Here is a 15,409-nt window from a genome sequence, read left to right as displayed (position 1 = left end):
CTATTCGGCAAATTCAAAGGGATTTTCAGCACCCTCTGCCGTTTGGGAACTCGCCACGGCAGACTCTTGGCGTACTTGGAGGGATCGATTTACGCCACCGCCTCCCTTAGGCTTGATATAGGCGATCGCATGTTGCCAGATAATAATCGGCTGCTCCTGTTCATCCAGAAGACAGATGCAGGATTGATCTTGCCAGCGCAGTCTGCCCATGAAGATTTCATTTGTCATGAGTTTGAGTTCAACCTCTTGGGCGTCTCGAATCAAGCTTTGAACTTGACGAACACTAGGTAGATTGGTGGACAATTCACTCATAATTAGATGGTTAAGCTGGAGACGATAATGGCGATTGAATTTACAAAGTACCACGGTTTAGGGAATGACTTCATTCTGATTGATAATCGGTCAAAGCCAGACCCGCTAATCACTTCAGAGCAAGCCGTGCAGTGGTGCGATCGCAACTTTGGCATCGGTGCTGATGGTGTGATTTTTGCCCTACCAGGACTTGAGGGTACTGACTATAGTATGCGGATTTTCAACGCGGATGGCTCAGAACCGGAAATGTGTGGCAATGGGATTCGTTGTTTGGCTCAGTTTTTAGCCGATTTACAGGGAGTCACCGATTCAACGGAGTACCGGATTCATACTTTAGCTGGGGTAATTACGCCAAAACTGGAAGGAAATGGCAAAGTTAAGGTGAATATGGGTATGCCTCAGCTTTTGGCATCTCAAATCCCGACAACCTTGGCTCAAGCTGATCAAAAGGTGATTGATGTTCCCTTAGATGTCAGGGGGAAGGTTTGGCAGGTCACTTGTGTGAGCATGGGCAATCCTCACTGTATTACGTTTGTGGAAGAAGTGACGGCTATTCCTTTGGAAAGTATTGGTCCGAAGTTCGAGCATCATTCAGCTTTTCCCAAACGGACAAATACCGAATTTATTCAAATTGTGCGCCCAGATTATATCAAGATGCGCGTATGGGAACGGGGGGCTGGAGCTACTTTAGCTTGTGGTACGGGGGCTTGTGCGGCGGTGGTTGCCGGGGTATTGACTGGAAAGTGCGATCGCACCTGTACGGTGGAACTTCCTGGTGGCTGTTTGGATATTGAATGGTCAGAGGTTGATCAACGAGTTTACATGACTGGGCCGGCGCAGCGAGTGTTTACAGGTAGAATCGAGTGATTGCGATCGCTTAGAGGCTTGCGGAAAAATTCGCCCAAGCAACTTTATGGTTTATTGTCGGCGATGCCAGTGTTTCTGGCAAAGATAGCGCAATGACAAACCGAGTTTAAGTCAGTAATGCTCAGTATCAATTGAAGAGTATGAAAGTTAATCAATTCCTACGTGTATTTACCCTAATTGTCGTAACCATTGTGATTATTTGTAGTTTTCCCTTGGTTAATTGGGCGAATGAAATGCCTTTAATTGAAAGGTGGTCACCATCAAGCTTTGGACAAGGTGACCAAATTGGCTCGATTAATTGGATTACTAGTCAAAAAGTATTGGAATCGATGAAGCTGGTCAAATTAGGGAAGGTAGCAACATTAGGAAAAGTTTATCAAAGTGATGCACCTGCTTTTGGCGAGCGGACTTGGAAATTAATTATACCAGGATTACCCTCTGGAGGACCATTAGGGGATAATGATATTGTTTATAACGAAGAATATGTCTTGACAGAACTGGGGCAAATTGGTACTCAGTTTGATGGTTTAGGTCATATTGGTGTACAGACGTCTCAGGGCAACTATTTCTACAATGGTCACTTTTTGGAGGACTTTGGTACACCGTATGGCTTAAATAAGCTTGGCGTTGAAAAAATTGGTGAGTATGGCTATGTTACGAGAGGAATTCTCTTAGATATCGCTGGGTATCGTGGAGTCGAACGTTTACCTATTCCCCAAGAAGGAAACCCCAATGATCCGGGAATTATTACGATTGCTGATATCGAAGGAGCTATAAAAAAACAGAAGATTGCTCCGATTCAACAGGGAGATGTAGTTATCTTTCATACGGGACATGGAAACTATTGGGGAAAAGATTGGGATAGCTTGAGTGAGGAACAAAAAGCGAAAAATCGTCGCCTTTTTAACGCGGGTGAACCGGGACCTGGCATTACCGCTTGTCGTTATCTGTCTCAGCAGAAAGTGGCGATGGTTGGTTCAGATACTTGGGGAACAGAGGCGGTTCCTGGAGAAGATCCCAATCGTCCTTTTGATTGTCATATTGAATGGATGGTCAAACATGGAATTACTAATATAGAAAATTTAGATGTGATTCGCTTATTAGAGGATAAAGTCTACGAATTTTTATTTGTTTTTACACCGCTAAAGATAAAAGGCGGAACGGGTTCCCCAGGGAATCCAGTGGCGATTTATTAGTGTAGAGACGTAGACAATAATAACAATGCTGTCACAGCAAGGGTTTCAAGCTTTCTTATTAAGCGCAACTACAAGTATGACTGTTCTTTGTTCTCAATTACAGCAGCGATTAGCAACTCCTCTGAAAATTGGTTCGTTTAAAGTTGCAAGTCGCGTTCTTCAGTCTCCTCTGTCTGGCGTCACGGATTTGGTTTTCCGTCGCCTGGTGCGCCGCTATGCGCCAGAGTCGATGATGTATACGGAAATGGTTCATGCAGCCGGATTGCATCATGTCCAGGGTTTATCCAAAATAATGGATGTTGATCCGAATGAAAAGCCGATTAGTATCCAGTTATTTGACTGTCGCCCCGATTTCCTGGGAGAAGCCGCCCAAAGAGCCGTAGCGGAAGGTGCGGATACGGTGGATATTAATATGGGATGTCCGGTGAATAAAATTACTAAAAAGGGAGGGGGTTCATCTTTACTGCGAGAACCGGAAACGGCGGTGGCGATTGTACGGGCGGTGGTGGAGGCGGTGTCTATCCCGGTTACGGTGAAAACACGGATTGGCTGGAGTGATGATGAAATTAATATCCTCGATTTTGCCAAGCGGATGGAGGATGCGGGGGCGCAAATGCTAACCTTACACGCCCGTACCCGCGCCCAAGGGTATAAGGGTGAGGCGAAGTGGGAGTGGATTGGTAAGGTTAAGCAGATTCTGTCTATTCCGGTTATTGCTAATGGCGATATTTTCTCGATAGAGTCAGCCGTGAAATGTTTGGAACAGACGGGGGCGGATGGGGTGATGTGTTCGCGAGGAACGTTGGGGTATCCGTTTTTGGTGGGAGAAATTGACCATTTTCTGAAAACGGGGAAACGACTAACACCACCGACGACGGCGGAACGGCTAACCTGTGCTAAGCAACACTTACAGGCTTTATGGGAGTATAAAGGCGATCGCGGCATTCAGCAAGCTAGAAAACATTTAGCGTGGTATACTAAAAGTTTTGTGGGAGCCAGCGACTTGCGAGATCAGCTGAGTCGCATTGATACTGTGGAACAGGGGGTGACGTTGATTGACAGTGCGATCGCGAAGTTGTAATCTAGGGATGATGGCAAGCCCAGGTAAGTCCTGTCTCACCGGATAAGGAGACAGGTTTGTTTACTTATGAACTAATCGTTACTATGGGAGCAGTCGTTAAACTATTCAAATAACTGCGTCCAGCGATACCAGTCGCCTCTAAAATGACTAGGTTGATGCTTATGTGTCAGGGTTAGTCAATCGCAGCCAATAATTGTCAAGACGGTTAAAGTGTTTGTGCTAATTTCATGAGTGAAGCCGTCCAAGTTACCTTGGAATTACTCACTGGTCGAGCAAGTGTCGCCTCAGCGAAGTTACATAGTGATGAGCATCGCTGATGGTTTCAATAGGCTAATTTTGTTAGAGATTGAATTGGATGATGATCATCATCCATTAGTTACTGTACGCTAGAAGGAGGATATAATATGACCCAAGTGGTTGTAGGCGAAAATGAAGGAATCGAGTCAGCGCTGCGCCGATTTAAGCGGCAAGTGTCCAAAGCAGGAATTTTTGCAGATATGAAGCGCTTGCGTCACTTTGAGACGCCGATTGAAAAGAAAAAGCGCAAAGCGGTGGCTAGACGGCGTAAGCGGAGAGTCCGCTAAGAGATTTCTCAATTTCTTTTCATACAAACAGACATCCCCATCGGGGTGTCGTTTTGTCTAGTCGCAAAAACCATAAAATTAACCTCATCCCTACTCGGCTAGCACACTTGGGTAGGGATTCCGCTATTTGCTGAGTTGGCTTAGCGGTTTTTGGGGCTTTCTTCAGCTTCTTTTTTCTGTTCCCTGCTCCCTTATTTTATAATAAGCCAACAAAATGGAGAGGTCCTTGACCACTAATTAACTCCAAAACTAAAGCCAGAAAGCCAATCATCGCCAAACGACCATTCCACACTTCAGCCGCCGTTGTCATACCCCATTCCCAACGTTCTTGAGGATACATTTTAACTTTTTTGCTGGGACGTACAACTTCAGCAAATGTTCGTGGCGGCGCGTTTAAAGCGTCTACGACTAAGGTGGCGAGGGATTCAATAAAAACGGGATGGGTATTGAGGGCTGGCACCCGCAGGAAGTTGTCAATCCCGGCTTCTTCGGCGATTTCCCGATACTCAATATCAATTTCTTGGAGGGTTTCAATATGTTCAGAGACAAAGCTAATCGGGACAACTAGCAAGTTTTTGACCCCTTGATTCCCTAACTCTTTTAATGCGTCTTCAGTATAGGGTTGCAGCCATTCCACAGGTCCCACCCGGCTTTGATACGCCAGGGTATGAGAGTTGGGACGGTTGAGCGTCTGCATAATTAGGGCTGTGCAATGCTCAATCTCTTGCTGGTAGGGGTCTCCAGCTTCTGTGACATAGCTACTCGGAACACCATGGGCGCTGAAGAAAACATGAACGGCGTCAGGCTCATCAAACCGTTGCAGTTCCACATCAATTAAGTCCGCCATGGCTTGCAGGTAGCCCGGTTCTTGATACCAGGAGGGAATAACCGTGTATTCAATTTGGTTGAGTTTAGCATCATTCTGCCAAAGTTGTTCCAGAAGCCGGAAACTGGAACCACTGGTACTGATGGAAAATTGCGGGTATAGGGGTAAAATAACTAATTGTTCAATGCCATCGCGTTTGGCATAGGCTAGCGCTTCTTGGGTGAAGGGATGCCAGTAACGCATACCTACATAGATATTCGCCTCTTGCCCCTGCTGCTTTAACTTCTCCTGTAAAGCTTGGGCTTGGGCTTCAGTGATGTGCCGCAGAGGGGAACCCCCACCAATTTGGCGGTAATTCTCTTGCGACTTCTTTGCCCGCATTGTCGAGATTAACCAAGCCAGGGGCTTTTGCAGCCAGGAAAAGGGCAGGCGAATAATTTCGGGATCGGCAAATAGATTAAACAGAAAGGGGCGGACATCCTCTAAATTATCCGGTCCACCTAAGTTAAGTAATAATACCCCAACACGACCCATAGCGATCACGGCATTCCAAATATTTCATATTTGTTACTGATTTTAACAATATATGCTGGTAATGGTCTGAGTTTTCCGGAAAAAATCTAGAATCTTGATCCTAGCAGAACCATGGCAACCATATTAAGACCGTTAAGTTATAAGTATCAGTGGCTCTATGACACCATTTCTCGATTAGCCGCCACAAGCGTGGGTGGAGAACGGCGATTCCACCATCTGCCTTTGCAAGGTTTAACAATTGATTCAGAAACGCAAGTGTTAGACTTGTGTTGTGGCGGGGGTCAGGCTACCCGCTTTCTGGTGGAGTATTCCCAGAATGTCACGGGACTAGATGTTTCACCCTTATCACTGCAACGTGCCGAAAATAATGTACCTCAAGCTAAGTATGTAGAAGCCTTTGCCGAGGATATGCCGTTTGGCGAGAATCAGTTTGATTTGGTGCATACCAGTGTAGCACTACATGAGATGCCGCCGTCAGTGTTGCAGCAAATTCTCAAGGAAGTGTATCGGGTGCTCAAACCCGGTGGTGTGTTTACGTTGGTGGATTTCCACAAGCCGACTAATGTTTTATTTATACCGGGAGTCGCCCTGTTTCTGTGGTTATTTGAAACGGAAACGGCTTGGCAGTTATTGGAGACGGATTTGGTGGGATTGCTGAAGCAGACAGGGTTTACATCCTGTGAACAGCGTCTGTATGCGGGGGGAAGTTTGCAGGTGATTCAGGCGAAAAAGTGAGTACGAAAAGCATGGTTTGTAGGGGCGGGTTTAGGGACTTTCGTTTGGCTATGGATAATAACGTTTGTGCAAAACCCGCCCTGACCTGACCCCAATATAACTAAACCCGCCCCAATCAATTATAATTTTTCCTGGAGTTCAGCGACTTGGGCTTCTAAGTCTTGAATCCGTTCCTTGAGTTCGATGACTAGGGTGGCTAGTCGGTCAAACATTGGATCAGATGATAACACTCGCGGTGGGGTTCTGGGAGGGACTGATGGTGCTGGCGTTGGGGGGTTGAGAGGGCGATTTGGGCTGGGAACTTGCCGAGTTAAGGTAGCAAGCTGAGACTCGATGCGGTTGATTTGCGATCGCAACTGGAAATTCTCGGTTTCTAGGCGAGAGAGGCGTGAGGCTAAAGCGGCGGTGGATTGGGCGGAAGTTAAAGGGGGAAAGACAAGAATTCCGATAAGGAATGCTAGGCAGATTATACCAACTTTTTTAAGCATGATTATTTAAGGATAGTGATAGAGCGATCGCGAATAAGCTTATCCCACTTTCTATGTTGCCAAATTCGACAACCAAGTATATGTTTGCCTGGGGGATTTGAGATGGACAAGGTTGAGATGGGCGTAAGCGGATTGATTCAATAAAATAGGATACTCTTGGCGTCGTTTTTGATAGGTTTGCAGCGCCCATAGGAGAATAGAGTCCCGGCTGAATGTGAGTGTCCAAGTTTCGCGATTGCCATTCCAGAGTTCTTCTTGCTGGACAACTCGCCGCCATGTTCGCCGCACTAATCGTGTCATAATTACTAATAGGCTGTAGTCAAGCCAAATGACTGTATCGGCGCGACTCCAGATCATATCCCGCACTTGGCTATAGTTGCCATCAACAATCCAGCGATCGCACTTAAGAGATTGTTCCACCCGTTGGCGGAATGTATTAGTCGGGACTTCTGTCCAATTTGCTTCCCAGTGAAGGGCGTCAAGTTCAATATGGGGAATGGCAAGACGTTGGCAGAGTTGGCGGGCTAGGGTAGTTTTGCCGCAACCTGATGTGCCGATAATGGAGATGCGTTGACTGTGAAACATGACCAAGTTCTTAGCATCGTCAAGAAACAATTAAACAAGCTGGGCGAATGGAATTCGCAGCTACACAAACAAAGTCCGCCTTCGCGGACTTAAAGCTTGTACTTTATCGGAAACCAATAGAAGCAGGTTTTTACATATAAACGCGATTTATAACTACTAGGAATGATTTAATTAATCAGTTAGCCATTAATTCCCAAGTAGAAATTATTGATTTCTGGCGATGGTGAAGCGGCTGATTTCTGATGTAGTTAGCTACCTGATCAAGATTATCATGGCTAACACTGAATGCGCCGTAGCTGCCTTGCCATTTGAAGAATTCCCCTGGCTTGATTTCATGGGTAACTAAATGAGAAGAACTTCCTTTAACTTGTTTGATTAAGTTGGAAACCGCTAGAGTAGGGGGAAAACTTATTAGTAGATGTACATGATCTTCAATACCGCCCAAGGCAATAACCGTACATTTTAGCTGTTGGCATTCTCCAATAATTGCTGCATAAACTGCCTCCTGGATATCGCTCGTAATCAAAGGCAATCTATCCCAAGTTGCCCAAACACAATGAAGATATAACTGCGTGAAATTAGACCTCATATTTCTTGAACCCGCCCTTTGCTTCGCTCAAGGGTAAACTTCGGTGGGTTTGATACCACATTTGGATTAGGTATCCCCGTTATAACTCAGTCCGCGCAGGCGGACTTTGTTTGTGTAGAAGCGATTTCAATCGCCCCCTGAACCGAACCATCACCTCAAACCGAACCATCGCCCTCACGTCGTATACTCGGCATTAATCTTCACATAGTCATAACTCAAATCACTTGAACCCGCCCTTTGCTTCACTCAAGGGTAAACTCCGGTGGGTTTGATACCACATTTGGATTAGGTATCGCCGTTATAACCCAGTCCGCGCAGGCGGACTTTGTTTGTGTAGAAGCGATTTTAATCGCCCCCTGAACCGAACCATCGCCCCCTGAACCGAACCATCACCTCAAGCCGAACCATCACCTCAAACCGAACCATCGCCCTCACGTCGTATACTCAGCATTAATCTTCACATAGTCATAACTCAAATCACAGCCCCACGCCTGACCCGTACCCGGCTCATTGCCAATACTGACCGAAATTAAAACAGTATCCTCTTTCAAATACGCCCCACTTGCGGCATTTTTCAAATAAGCACTCGCTGCATCTCGGTCAAAGGGTAAGGGTTGACCCTTGTCCATTAGCACAAAATCCCCCATCTGAATCCGCAGCGCTTCCTGGGAAAAAGGGACACCTGCACGCCCCGCCGCACCTGCAATTCTCCCCCAATTCGGATCACGACCAAATATGGCAGATTTAACCAGGGATGAACCCGCAATTGTCCGGGCAATTTGACGCGCCGCTTGATCATTGGGTGCGCCTGTGACTTGTACTTCCATCAAACAAGTCGCCCCTTCGCCATCCCGTGCGATCGCCTTGGCTAAATGTTGACATACCCCTGTCAGCATCGCTTCTAACTTTTGGGCATGAGGTCCCATTTCCGTAATCGCTGAGGTGCGAGATTGACCATTCGCCAAAGCAATGAGGGTATCGTTGGTACTGGTATCCCCATCGACGGTAATTTGATTAAAGCTTTTATCCGCTGCCCGACTTAACATTTTTTGCCATAAAGGTGTAGAAACCACCGCATCACAGGTAACAAATGCCAGCAGCGTTGCCATATTCGGGTGAATCATCCCTGAACCCTTGGCAATTCCACCAATCCGTACTGGGCGATCGTCAATGGTGGTTTCCAAGGCAATGGATTTTGTCACTAAATCTGTGGTAATAATCGCTTGGGCGGCAGCATCGGAACCCACTTCTGATGCTGATTCCACCAGTTGGGGAATTCCGGCGATCAGGGTATCCATGGGAATACGCTTTCCAATCACACCAGTGGAGCCTAATAATATAGACTCTGGAGAAATGTTCAGGGCTTGTGCCAATGCTTTAGCACAGTCCAAAGCATCCTGCCATCCCGCTTCCCCTGTTGCCGCATTCGCCTGACCCGAATTCACTAAAATAGCACGAGCGCTGGCTTTTGAATGTAAACGCTGACGACAATAGGTAACTGGTGCAGCACAAACCTGATTTAGAGTAAAGACTCCGGCTGCGATCGCCTCCACATCAGACATAATCAATGCCAAATCCGGCAGCCCTGAAGGCTTAAGTCCAGCCACTATTCCAGATGCTCGATATCCTCTCGGTGCTGTGACGCCACCTGTAATTTCCTGCCAATCTGACATGATGCTTCCCCCTTAACCCGTAATAGTAGTTCGAGTAGCGATTATATCAACTCTCAGGGGGTCAGTAATCGATGAATTTCGCCTTTTCTGCTGTAAGTCTGTCATACAGTCTTTGATTGAGCCTTGAGAGGATGTCCTAGACTAAGGACAAATAAAAAAGAGAGCCACTCAAAGGACTCTCCCAATTATCAGGGTGCATCTATCTATCACACTATATCATTTTTGGATTTAGGGGTGTCACCCCCTTTTTTTTAATTTTTGGAGAACCTAGCCTAGGTTCGTAGTCGGTACACTTCGTATCATCAGCACTTCAGGGCTTAGGAGCAAGCCTTAACTCAGTGCCATTCCTCCTAAGATGAATGTCACGCTCCTGGTATGCTGGTGGGCAATGCCCACCCTACGGTATATCAAAGGTTTTGGTGATCTCACACTGTTTATTTCAGTGCCATTCCTCCTAAGATAGATGTTCTGACCCAGTTTAAAATGTGAAAGTGAGGAAAATCAGAAGGATAATCACTATGGCTCAATTAAACCAACAAAAATGCGAAGCTTGCACCAAGAATTCATCCCCCGTTAGCCAAGAAGAGATCGCCCAACTTAAACCGGAAATTCCCGACTGGAACCTAATTCAGCCACAAGGGGAAGCCCGCTTAGAACGCTCTTATGAATTTCCCGATTTCAAAACAGCGCTTACCTTTACCGACCGTGTTGGTGAAATTGCCGAGGAACAAGGACATCACCCCGCTATTTTAACCGAATATGGTAAAGTCACTGTAACCTGGTGGACTCACGCGATCTCCGGCTTACACAAAAACGACTTTATCATGGCGGCAAAGACGGATGATATTGCCAGTGAGATGGCGGACTGAGGTGCCGGGAGATGGGGAAGATGGGGGAGATTGGGGAGATGGAACAGTTGTGATTTAACTCAAAAGTATACCTTACCCAATTCCCGAATGAATGACAAATGACAAAATACTCCCTTCCCCCCTAGAATGAGACGAATCAGGAGTTCCCTAATTTTATAATCATCGAAAACTTATGACTCATCGCCCTATTATCCTCGGTATTGTCGGTGATAGCGCTGCTGGCAAAACAACGCTAACACGAGGAATTGCACAAATATTGGGCGAAGATGAAGTCACAATCCTCTGCACAGATGATTACCACCGCTATGATCGCCAGCAACGAGCGCAAAAAGCGATTTCAGCCCTCCATCCTGACTGTAACTATTTGGATATCATGCAGCAGCATCTGAGTCTGCTGCGAACTGGACAATCGATTCTCAAACCTATTTACAACCACAACACCGGTACCTTTGAACCACCGGAGTACATTCAACCCCGCCGATTTGTCATTGTTGAAGGATTACTCGGTTATTCTACTCGCTTAGCGCGTGAGTGCTTCGATGTCAAGGTCTTTTTAGCACCACCAGAATCTCTGCGGAGTGAGTGGAAGATTAAGCGGGATACGCGCAAGCGGGGATATACGGAGGAACAGGTACTCGAACAGTTGAGAAAACGGGAAGTGGATTCTGAAGAATTTATCCGTCCCCAGCGTAGGTGGTCAGATATGGTGGTCAGCTTCTATCCCCCTGACGAGTTATCTGAGGAACAGAGTGATTTAATGCTAAATGTGCGGTTAGTCCTCAGACCGACGATTCCCCATCCAGACTTTACCCGACTCCTGAGTCCCAGCAAATCCCATCTAAGTACAGCGATTCGTCTAGAATTAGACCGAGATATGGGTAAACCTGTAGATGTTCTGGAAATCGATGGTCATGCGACAGAGGAACAGGTACGGGAATTAGAACGGATTTTATGTAGCGAAATTCCTTACTTGGGTAAATACTGCACATTAGAAGGTGATCCTGATATCGGTAAGGTGACGGGAACAACAGGGGAAATACTCCAGAGTTATCCCCTAGCTTTAACCCAACTGTTGATTACCTATCACATGCTCAAAGCCGCTCATATTTATCAGTCCAGTGAACCCGCTTTAACTTAACTCGGTTTGAATAGAGGGCGACCCGACCCAATTGAGTGGAGTGGTGTTGTTAATTTATGCAAGCAGGTCGCCCCTACAGATACTTAATTAGAAATCAGCAAAGGTGTAACCTACGCCGAGGATGATACCGACATCGGTCTGATCTTCGATAAAACCAATATTGATTGACCCATTGGCTACAAACGATCGCGACAAGGGTACATCCACACCCCCAGTGAGTAAGAATCCGATGTTATCATCCGCATCCGTTGACAAGGCGATACCCCCGCCTAAAAACGGGGCGAAGCGGACGGGTTCAAAGGGATCGACGCGAGGAATGATAAAGTCGTAAGTGAGCGGTACCATAAAGACGGCATCATCGCCAATTATCACACCAGGTCGCAGGGATAGGTTACGAGACAATCCGATTTTGCCGTTTATCACAAAACCAGCATCCCCTAAACCCGTCTCACCACCATCATTGTTAGCGTTATTGTCATTGTCACCTTCGGTTAAACCAATGTTGACACCAACCCCCACATAATTGGGAACCCGATCAGTTCCCCGACGGATATCCAGATCGGTTTGAGCGAGAGTCTGTGATTCATTTAACACGATTTCTGAGTCCTGAGTCGGATGTAGGGTCAGCAAATCAGCCGATGAGGTTAGGGTTTGGGGGACAGGTTGAGTTGCGAGAGCATCGTCAAGACGAATGAAACTCTTTAGAGATGAGGCTTGAGCTTCCGAAACCCTGGGATTTACCGAACTCTGGGTTGCTGCTGGATTGCTGGGGAGTCCTTTACTCCACGACACAGAAGGAGTCGGCGATTCTACAGTAGCACTGGGTATGGGTGTAGCTTGTGAGAGTGAAGACTCAGCCGGAAGATTGACCGCACCCTGAGTCAGTGCGGGATCACCCGTTAATCGGTTAACCCAAGCATTGGCGGGTGATCCCGTCCCCTCGGTGCGTACCTCAGCCGCGATGGATTCTAAGCGAGTCAATGATCCGCCCTGACTGGATACTTGAGCGTTAACGGGTAACCCATGGTTACCCATGGCGACTATCCCTAAACCCACGCCGTAAGTAGTGGAGCGTAAAAGATGATGTTTCAAGGTCACTCCTCAACAGAAAATTCAAAGGTTGAAATTAGCAAAGCCGATTTGCTTATATTGTCTAGGATTGCCCTTTCCTAGCCACTAAGTCAATATACTCATTGCGTTTACGACCTTTTGAGAAATAAAAGGGAGAAGGTCTTGATTTTGACTATGAGTTTTGCTTTGAGTAAATACAACCAGTAGATAGGGTAAGATTGACGGGATCTCAATGTAAGCCGCATCATGTCGCACTGGGGTTGAATACCCGGATTTAGACCATAACTGAGCCTCTGGTGGAAGACCACCGCCTAAGAATCCTGTAATCTGATTATGGGGGTTATCCTGGAGAGTGGCTGGGTTCAGGTTGCGTTTTAGCAGGCTCATCATCAATTGCGATCGCACTCCAGAAACCGCCACGCCACCAACGATACTATGGAGTAGCCGTGCTGTGGCATTCGTGGTTAACATATTCCGATTTTCCATCAATGTTCCCATAAATCGCCGTTCCCGACCATAGGGTCCATCACTCCAGGTTTTTTGATTGACGTTAATTGATTCTAAGTCTTGCCAACCGAGAGATTGAAAGTAACGATTAACGATGTTACGTTGTAGTTTCCAGGTTTCCAACGGACCTGGGGTTAACTCTGGACCACTGGTTGTCCCACTCAAAACATCGACGACTAAACTTAATGCATCATGGCTAGAATCAACAATCATATTCTGAATCCCTCGATTCAGTTCATCGGATTGTCCAACCATGGAGGTTTCTAACCATTCTTGGATGGCTACCAGATAAAATAGAGCAACCAAATCTGCTGGGTAAATTCGCTCAACACCCCGATAACTAAAGCCTCGGACTGGATATTTCCAAAATTCATCAGCAGAAAGCGCCCCTCCTGTATTTACGGGGATGGGGGGATCATAGACAATCCAGGTGAGAGCGATTTGATTGCGGGCGAATCCAGGAAACTCTAACCAGGTGGCGTCGAGAATCTCTGTGCCAATTTTTTCGAGTTGGTCGTCCTTACGAAAGAATGTCATAATCGGGTCTCAACGAGTTGTGTCAACTCTTGCCAATATGGTTGTATTCCAAGAATTATCTGAATTAAAACATGGTGAGTACCGTTGCCGTGTTAATTTAAATCTTTATGATTCTCCCACTTGTGCTAGTTTAGCGACTCAAGCGGCGGCTGGACGGTATTTGCAATCGGTATTATCCACAACGAGGGAACAGGCTATACAGGTGCGGTTATGTGAGGATGGGTATGGAGCCTGGTTACGAGTTGAGGATATCACTCAACTGGAAATCGCCCCTCAACCCTATCACGCGATCGCACTCTCCCGCACTCAAATCCAAGCACGACTCCCGGCGGTTATTGCGTTTACGAAGAACGCGATGCAGCAGTCTAATTATTACCTCTGGGGGGGGACAGTTGGACCTAATTACGATTGTTCAGGATTGATGCAAACAGCGTTTGCGGCGTCGGGAATTTGGTTACCGAGAGATTCCTATCAGCAGCAGGCGTTTACTCAATCGATTCCTTTGCTGGAATTAGATGCGGGTGATCTGGTTTTCTTTGGCACACCTGAGAAAATTAATCATCTGGGTCTTTTTTTAGGTGATGGCTATTATATTCACAGTTCGGGGAAAGAACAAGGTCGTAATGGTATTGGGATTGATCGGCTTTCGGATCAAGGGGATAAAGTTAGTCAAACGTATTATCAGCAGTTTAGGGGAGCAGGGCGGGTCGTTGTCAGTTATTGCCCGTGATATGATTATTTTTTTAATGTCTGTAGTAAGCACTTTAGTGCTTAAAAGTAAAGCATTCAGACAATAAAGTGCCTACTACAAACTACGACTAACTTAATTCCCAATCTAGGCAAAATTCTCCAGGGCGTCCCCAGGGATGGACGGCACAGTTAATTCCATCTGTGCCATGATAATACGGGCAAACTTTACAGGGTTGAGATTGTTCTAGTTTTTCCTGTAAACTATTCCAGTTTTTTTCAGCCATTAAGCGATAATGATTGGCTAGGATGTGTTCCGGTTCAATTATCAAGGCTTGCTCGAACGCCGCCAAAGCCTTTTCATAGAGTTTAATAATTTCGGAACCATACTCTGTCCACGGTTGGACGCGACATTCATAGAGTTGAATTATCTTGAAAATTAGAATACCATAGTCTGTCCAAGCATCAGCAGAAGCCGTTTGCGGTTCTTTTTTCGTATCGAGCAATACTCGTTTCAGGGTATCCAACAATTCTCTCGGTTGCCAAGGTTTACCGACATACGCCTCGGCATGTTTGATACCGTAGGAAAGGGCTAAATGCTGTCCTTTTCCGGTTAGAAGAACTACAGGAATATTCTGGGTGTGGGGATTTGCCTTGATTAGACGACAAACTCTGTAGCCGTCAATCCGGGGAATGATCAGATCTAATAGCACTAAATCGGGAGAATTGTTCTGAATTTGCCGGAGTGCTTCTACACCATCACTGGCTTGAATGACATTCCACCCACTCCACGTTAACTGCTGAGAAACACATTCCCGCTGGCTGAGAGAATCTTCAACAACTAAAACGGTATTCATTAATGACAACCTGCTGACTGGGGGAAGGCTTTCGTGCGACTAGCGCAGATTAAACTAAGTGTACCCATTTCTCCTATATTTCTGATCACCCTTCACAAAATTGCAGTTTCAGCAGGCGATCGCCGGATTTTATGGTATAGTTTTATCATGGGAAAATGTGCCGACATATAGCCTTTAGCTCAAGGCTTTTAGAGCAGGACAGTAGAAAGAGCGATCGCACAACTTGCCGGTTGGTTTAATTACCCCTTGATTTGACAATTAAGCCAAGATACA

General features: G+C 46.3%; 17 protein-coding genes. 8 read left to right on the top strand and 9 right to left on the bottom strand.

What is annotated here, in order from left to right; all coding sequences use genetic code 11:
- A complete protein-coding gene (locus tag RIM23_RS31450) occupies positions 1–312 on the bottom strand; it encodes an Hfq-related RNA-binding protein (RefSeq protein WP_446372544.1) in 312 nt (103 codons plus the stop codon).
- A gap of 27 nt (positions 313–339) precedes the next feature.
- Here RIM23_RS31450 and dapF point away from each other — a divergent pair, with 27 nt between their 5' ends.
- The 4 genes from dapF to rpsU all read left to right on the top strand — a co-directional run bounded on the left by dapF (position 340) and on the right by rpsU (position 4,040).
- Complete coding sequence (dapF, locus tag RIM23_RS31445) at positions 340–1,179, top strand: diaminopimelate epimerase (protein WP_446372542.1); 840 nt, start codon at positions 340–342, stop codon at positions 1,177–1,179.
- 140 nt (positions 1,180–1,319) lie between these two features.
- Complete coding sequence (locus RIM23_RS31440; RefSeq protein WP_446372540.1) at positions 1,320–2,375, top strand: cyclase family protein; 1,056 nt, start codon at positions 1,320–1,322, stop codon at positions 2,373–2,375.
- A gap of 76 nt (positions 2,376–2,451) precedes the next feature.
- Entirely contained in the window at positions 2,452–3,456 is a 1,005-nt protein-coding gene (gene dusB / locus RIM23_RS31435; protein WP_446372538.1) for a tRNA dihydrouridine synthase DusB, read from the top strand.
- A gap of 404 nt (positions 3,457–3,860) precedes the next feature.
- A complete protein-coding gene (rpsU, locus tag RIM23_RS31430; RefSeq protein ID WP_006098158.1) occupies positions 3,861–4,040 on the top strand; it encodes a 30S ribosomal protein S21 in 180 nt (59 codons plus the stop codon).
- A gap of 196 nt (positions 4,041–4,236) precedes the next feature.
- On the opposite strand, the gene hemH is transcribed toward rpsU, so the two are convergent.
- Entirely contained in the window at positions 4,237–5,400 is a 1,164-nt protein-coding gene (gene hemH / locus RIM23_RS31425; RefSeq protein WP_446372536.1) for a ferrochelatase, read from the bottom strand.
- Positions 5,401–5,511: 111 nt separating this feature from the next.
- On the opposite strand from hemH, the gene RIM23_RS31420 reads away from it, so the two are divergent.
- Positions 5,512–6,135: a class I SAM-dependent methyltransferase gene (locus tag RIM23_RS31420; protein ID WP_446372534.1), complete on the top strand. Its 624-nt coding sequence runs from the start codon at positions 5,512–5,514 to the stop codon at positions 6,133–6,135.
- A 119-nt stretch (positions 6,136–6,254) separates the two neighbouring features.
- Here the strand turns inward: RIM23_RS31420 and RIM23_RS31415 are convergent, their stop codons facing one another.
- The 4 genes from RIM23_RS31415 to argJ all read right to left on the bottom strand — a co-directional run bounded on the left by RIM23_RS31415 (position 6,255) and on the right by argJ (position 9,470).
- Positions 6,255–6,623 (bottom strand): hypothetical protein, encoded by a 369-nt coding sequence (locus RIM23_RS31415; RefSeq protein ID WP_446372532.1) that lies wholly within the window; start codon positions 6,621–6,623, stop codon positions 6,255–6,257.
- A 51-nt stretch (positions 6,624–6,674) separates the two neighbouring features.
- Positions 6,675–7,208: an AAA family ATPase gene (locus RIM23_RS31410; RefSeq protein ID WP_446372530.1), complete on the bottom strand. Its 534-nt coding sequence runs from the start codon at positions 7,206–7,208 to the stop codon at positions 6,675–6,677.
- Positions 7,209–7,383: 175 nt separating this feature from the next.
- Positions 7,384–7,797 carry an IS200/IS605 family transposase gene (gene tnpA / locus RIM23_RS31405; RefSeq protein WP_446336182.1) on the bottom strand — a complete coding sequence of 138 codons (414 nt, stop codon included), beginning with the start codon at positions 7,795–7,797 and terminating at the stop codon, positions 7,384–7,386.
- A gap of 431 nt (positions 7,798–8,228) precedes the next feature.
- Positions 8,229–9,470, bottom strand: coding sequence for a bifunctional ornithine acetyltransferase/N-acetylglutamate synthase (gene argJ / locus RIM23_RS31400; protein WP_446372528.1), 1,242 nt, complete (start codon positions 9,468–9,470; stop codon positions 8,229–8,231).
- Between the two features lie 518 nt (positions 9,471–9,988).
- Between argJ and RIM23_RS31395 the strand changes: the two genes are divergently transcribed.
- Complete coding sequence (locus RIM23_RS31395; RefSeq protein WP_446372526.1) at positions 9,989–10,339, top strand: 4a-hydroxytetrahydrobiopterin dehydratase; 351 nt, start codon at positions 9,989–9,991, stop codon at positions 10,337–10,339.
- A 172-nt stretch (positions 10,340–10,511) separates the two neighbouring features.
- Complete coding sequence (locus RIM23_RS31390; RefSeq protein WP_446372524.1) at positions 10,512–11,477, top strand: phosphoribulokinase; 966 nt, start codon at positions 10,512–10,514, stop codon at positions 11,475–11,477.
- 87 nt (positions 11,478–11,564) lie between these two features.
- On the opposite strand, the gene RIM23_RS31385 is transcribed toward RIM23_RS31390, so the two are convergent.
- Both RIM23_RS31385 and RIM23_RS31380 read right to left on the bottom strand, forming a co-directional pair.
- Positions 11,565–12,569, bottom strand: coding sequence for a hypothetical protein (locus RIM23_RS31385; protein ID WP_446372522.1), 1,005 nt, complete (start codon positions 12,567–12,569; stop codon positions 11,565–11,567).
- 84 nt (positions 12,570–12,653) lie between these two features.
- Positions 12,654–13,592, bottom strand: coding sequence for a serine hydrolase (locus RIM23_RS31380; protein WP_446372520.1), 939 nt, complete (start codon positions 13,590–13,592; stop codon positions 12,654–12,656).
- Between the two features lie 37 nt (positions 13,593–13,629).
- Between RIM23_RS31380 and RIM23_RS31375 the strand changes: the two genes are divergently transcribed.
- A complete protein-coding gene (locus RIM23_RS31375; RefSeq protein WP_446372570.1) occupies positions 13,630–14,322 on the top strand; it encodes a C40 family peptidase in 693 nt (230 codons plus the stop codon).
- 88 nt (positions 14,323–14,410) lie between these two features.
- Here RIM23_RS31375 and RIM23_RS31370 read toward each other — a convergent pair whose 3' ends face one another.
- Positions 14,411–15,136: a response regulator gene (locus tag RIM23_RS31370; protein WP_446372518.1), complete on the bottom strand. Its 726-nt coding sequence runs from the start codon at positions 15,134–15,136 to the stop codon at positions 14,411–14,413.
- Positions 15,137–15,409 lie beyond the last annotated feature (273 nt).

This window comes from Coleofasciculus sp. G3-WIS-01, from assembly GCF_040223135.1.
Lineage (GTDB): Bacteria > Cyanobacteriota > Cyanobacteriia > Cyanobacteriales > Coleofasciculaceae > Coleofasciculus.
This window is presented reverse-complemented; position numbering and strand designations above follow the sequence as displayed.

Coding starts and splice junctions, on each gene's coding strand:
- RIM23_RS31450 (WP_446372544.1), bottom strand. CDS start 312: ATGAGTGAATTGTCCACCAATCTACCTAGTGTTCGTCAAGTTCAAAGC.
- dapF (WP_446372542.1), top strand. CDS start 340: ATGGCGATTGAATTTACAAAGTACCACGGTTTAGGGAATGACTTCATT.
- RIM23_RS31440 (WP_446372540.1), top strand. CDS start 1,320: ATGAAAGTTAATCAATTCCTACGTGTATTTACCCTAATTGTCGTAACC.
- dusB (WP_446372538.1), top strand. CDS start 2,452: ATGACTGTTCTTTGTTCTCAATTACAGCAGCGATTAGCAACTCCTCTG.
- rpsU (WP_006098158.1), top strand. CDS start 3,861: ATGACCCAAGTGGTTGTAGGCGAAAATGAAGGAATCGAGTCAGCGCTG.
- hemH (WP_446372536.1), bottom strand. CDS start 5,400: ATGGGTCGTGTTGGGGTATTATTACTTAACTTAGGTGGACCGGATAAT.
- RIM23_RS31420 (WP_446372534.1), top strand. CDS start 5,512: ATGGCAACCATATTAAGACCGTTAAGTTATAAGTATCAGTGGCTCTAT.
- RIM23_RS31415 (WP_446372532.1), bottom strand. CDS start 6,623: ATGCTTAAAAAAGTTGGTATAATCTGCCTAGCATTCCTTATCGGAATT.
- RIM23_RS31410 (WP_446372530.1), bottom strand. CDS start 7,208: ATGTTTCACAGTCAACGCATCTCCATTATCGGCACATCAGGTTGCGGC.
- tnpA (WP_446336182.1), bottom strand. CDS start 7,797: ATGAGGTCTAATTTCACGCAGTTATATCTTCATTGTGTTTGGGCAACT.
- argJ (WP_446372528.1), bottom strand. CDS start 9,470: ATGTCAGATTGGCAGGAAATTACAGGTGGCGTCACAGCACCGAGAGGA.
- RIM23_RS31395 (WP_446372526.1), top strand. CDS start 9,989: ATGGCTCAATTAAACCAACAAAAATGCGAAGCTTGCACCAAGAATTCA.
- RIM23_RS31390 (WP_446372524.1), top strand. CDS start 10,512: ATGACTCATCGCCCTATTATCCTCGGTATTGTCGGTGATAGCGCTGCT.
- RIM23_RS31380 (WP_446372520.1), bottom strand. CDS start 13,592: ATGACATTCTTTCGTAAGGACGACCAACTCGAAAAAATTGGCACAGAG.
- RIM23_RS31375 (WP_446372570.1), top strand. CDS start 13,630: ATGGTTGTATTCCAAGAATTATCTGAATTAAAACATGGTGAGTACCGT.
- RIM23_RS31370 (WP_446372518.1), bottom strand. CDS start 15,136: ATGAATACCGTTTTAGTTGTTGAAGATTCTCTCAGCCAGCGGGAATGT.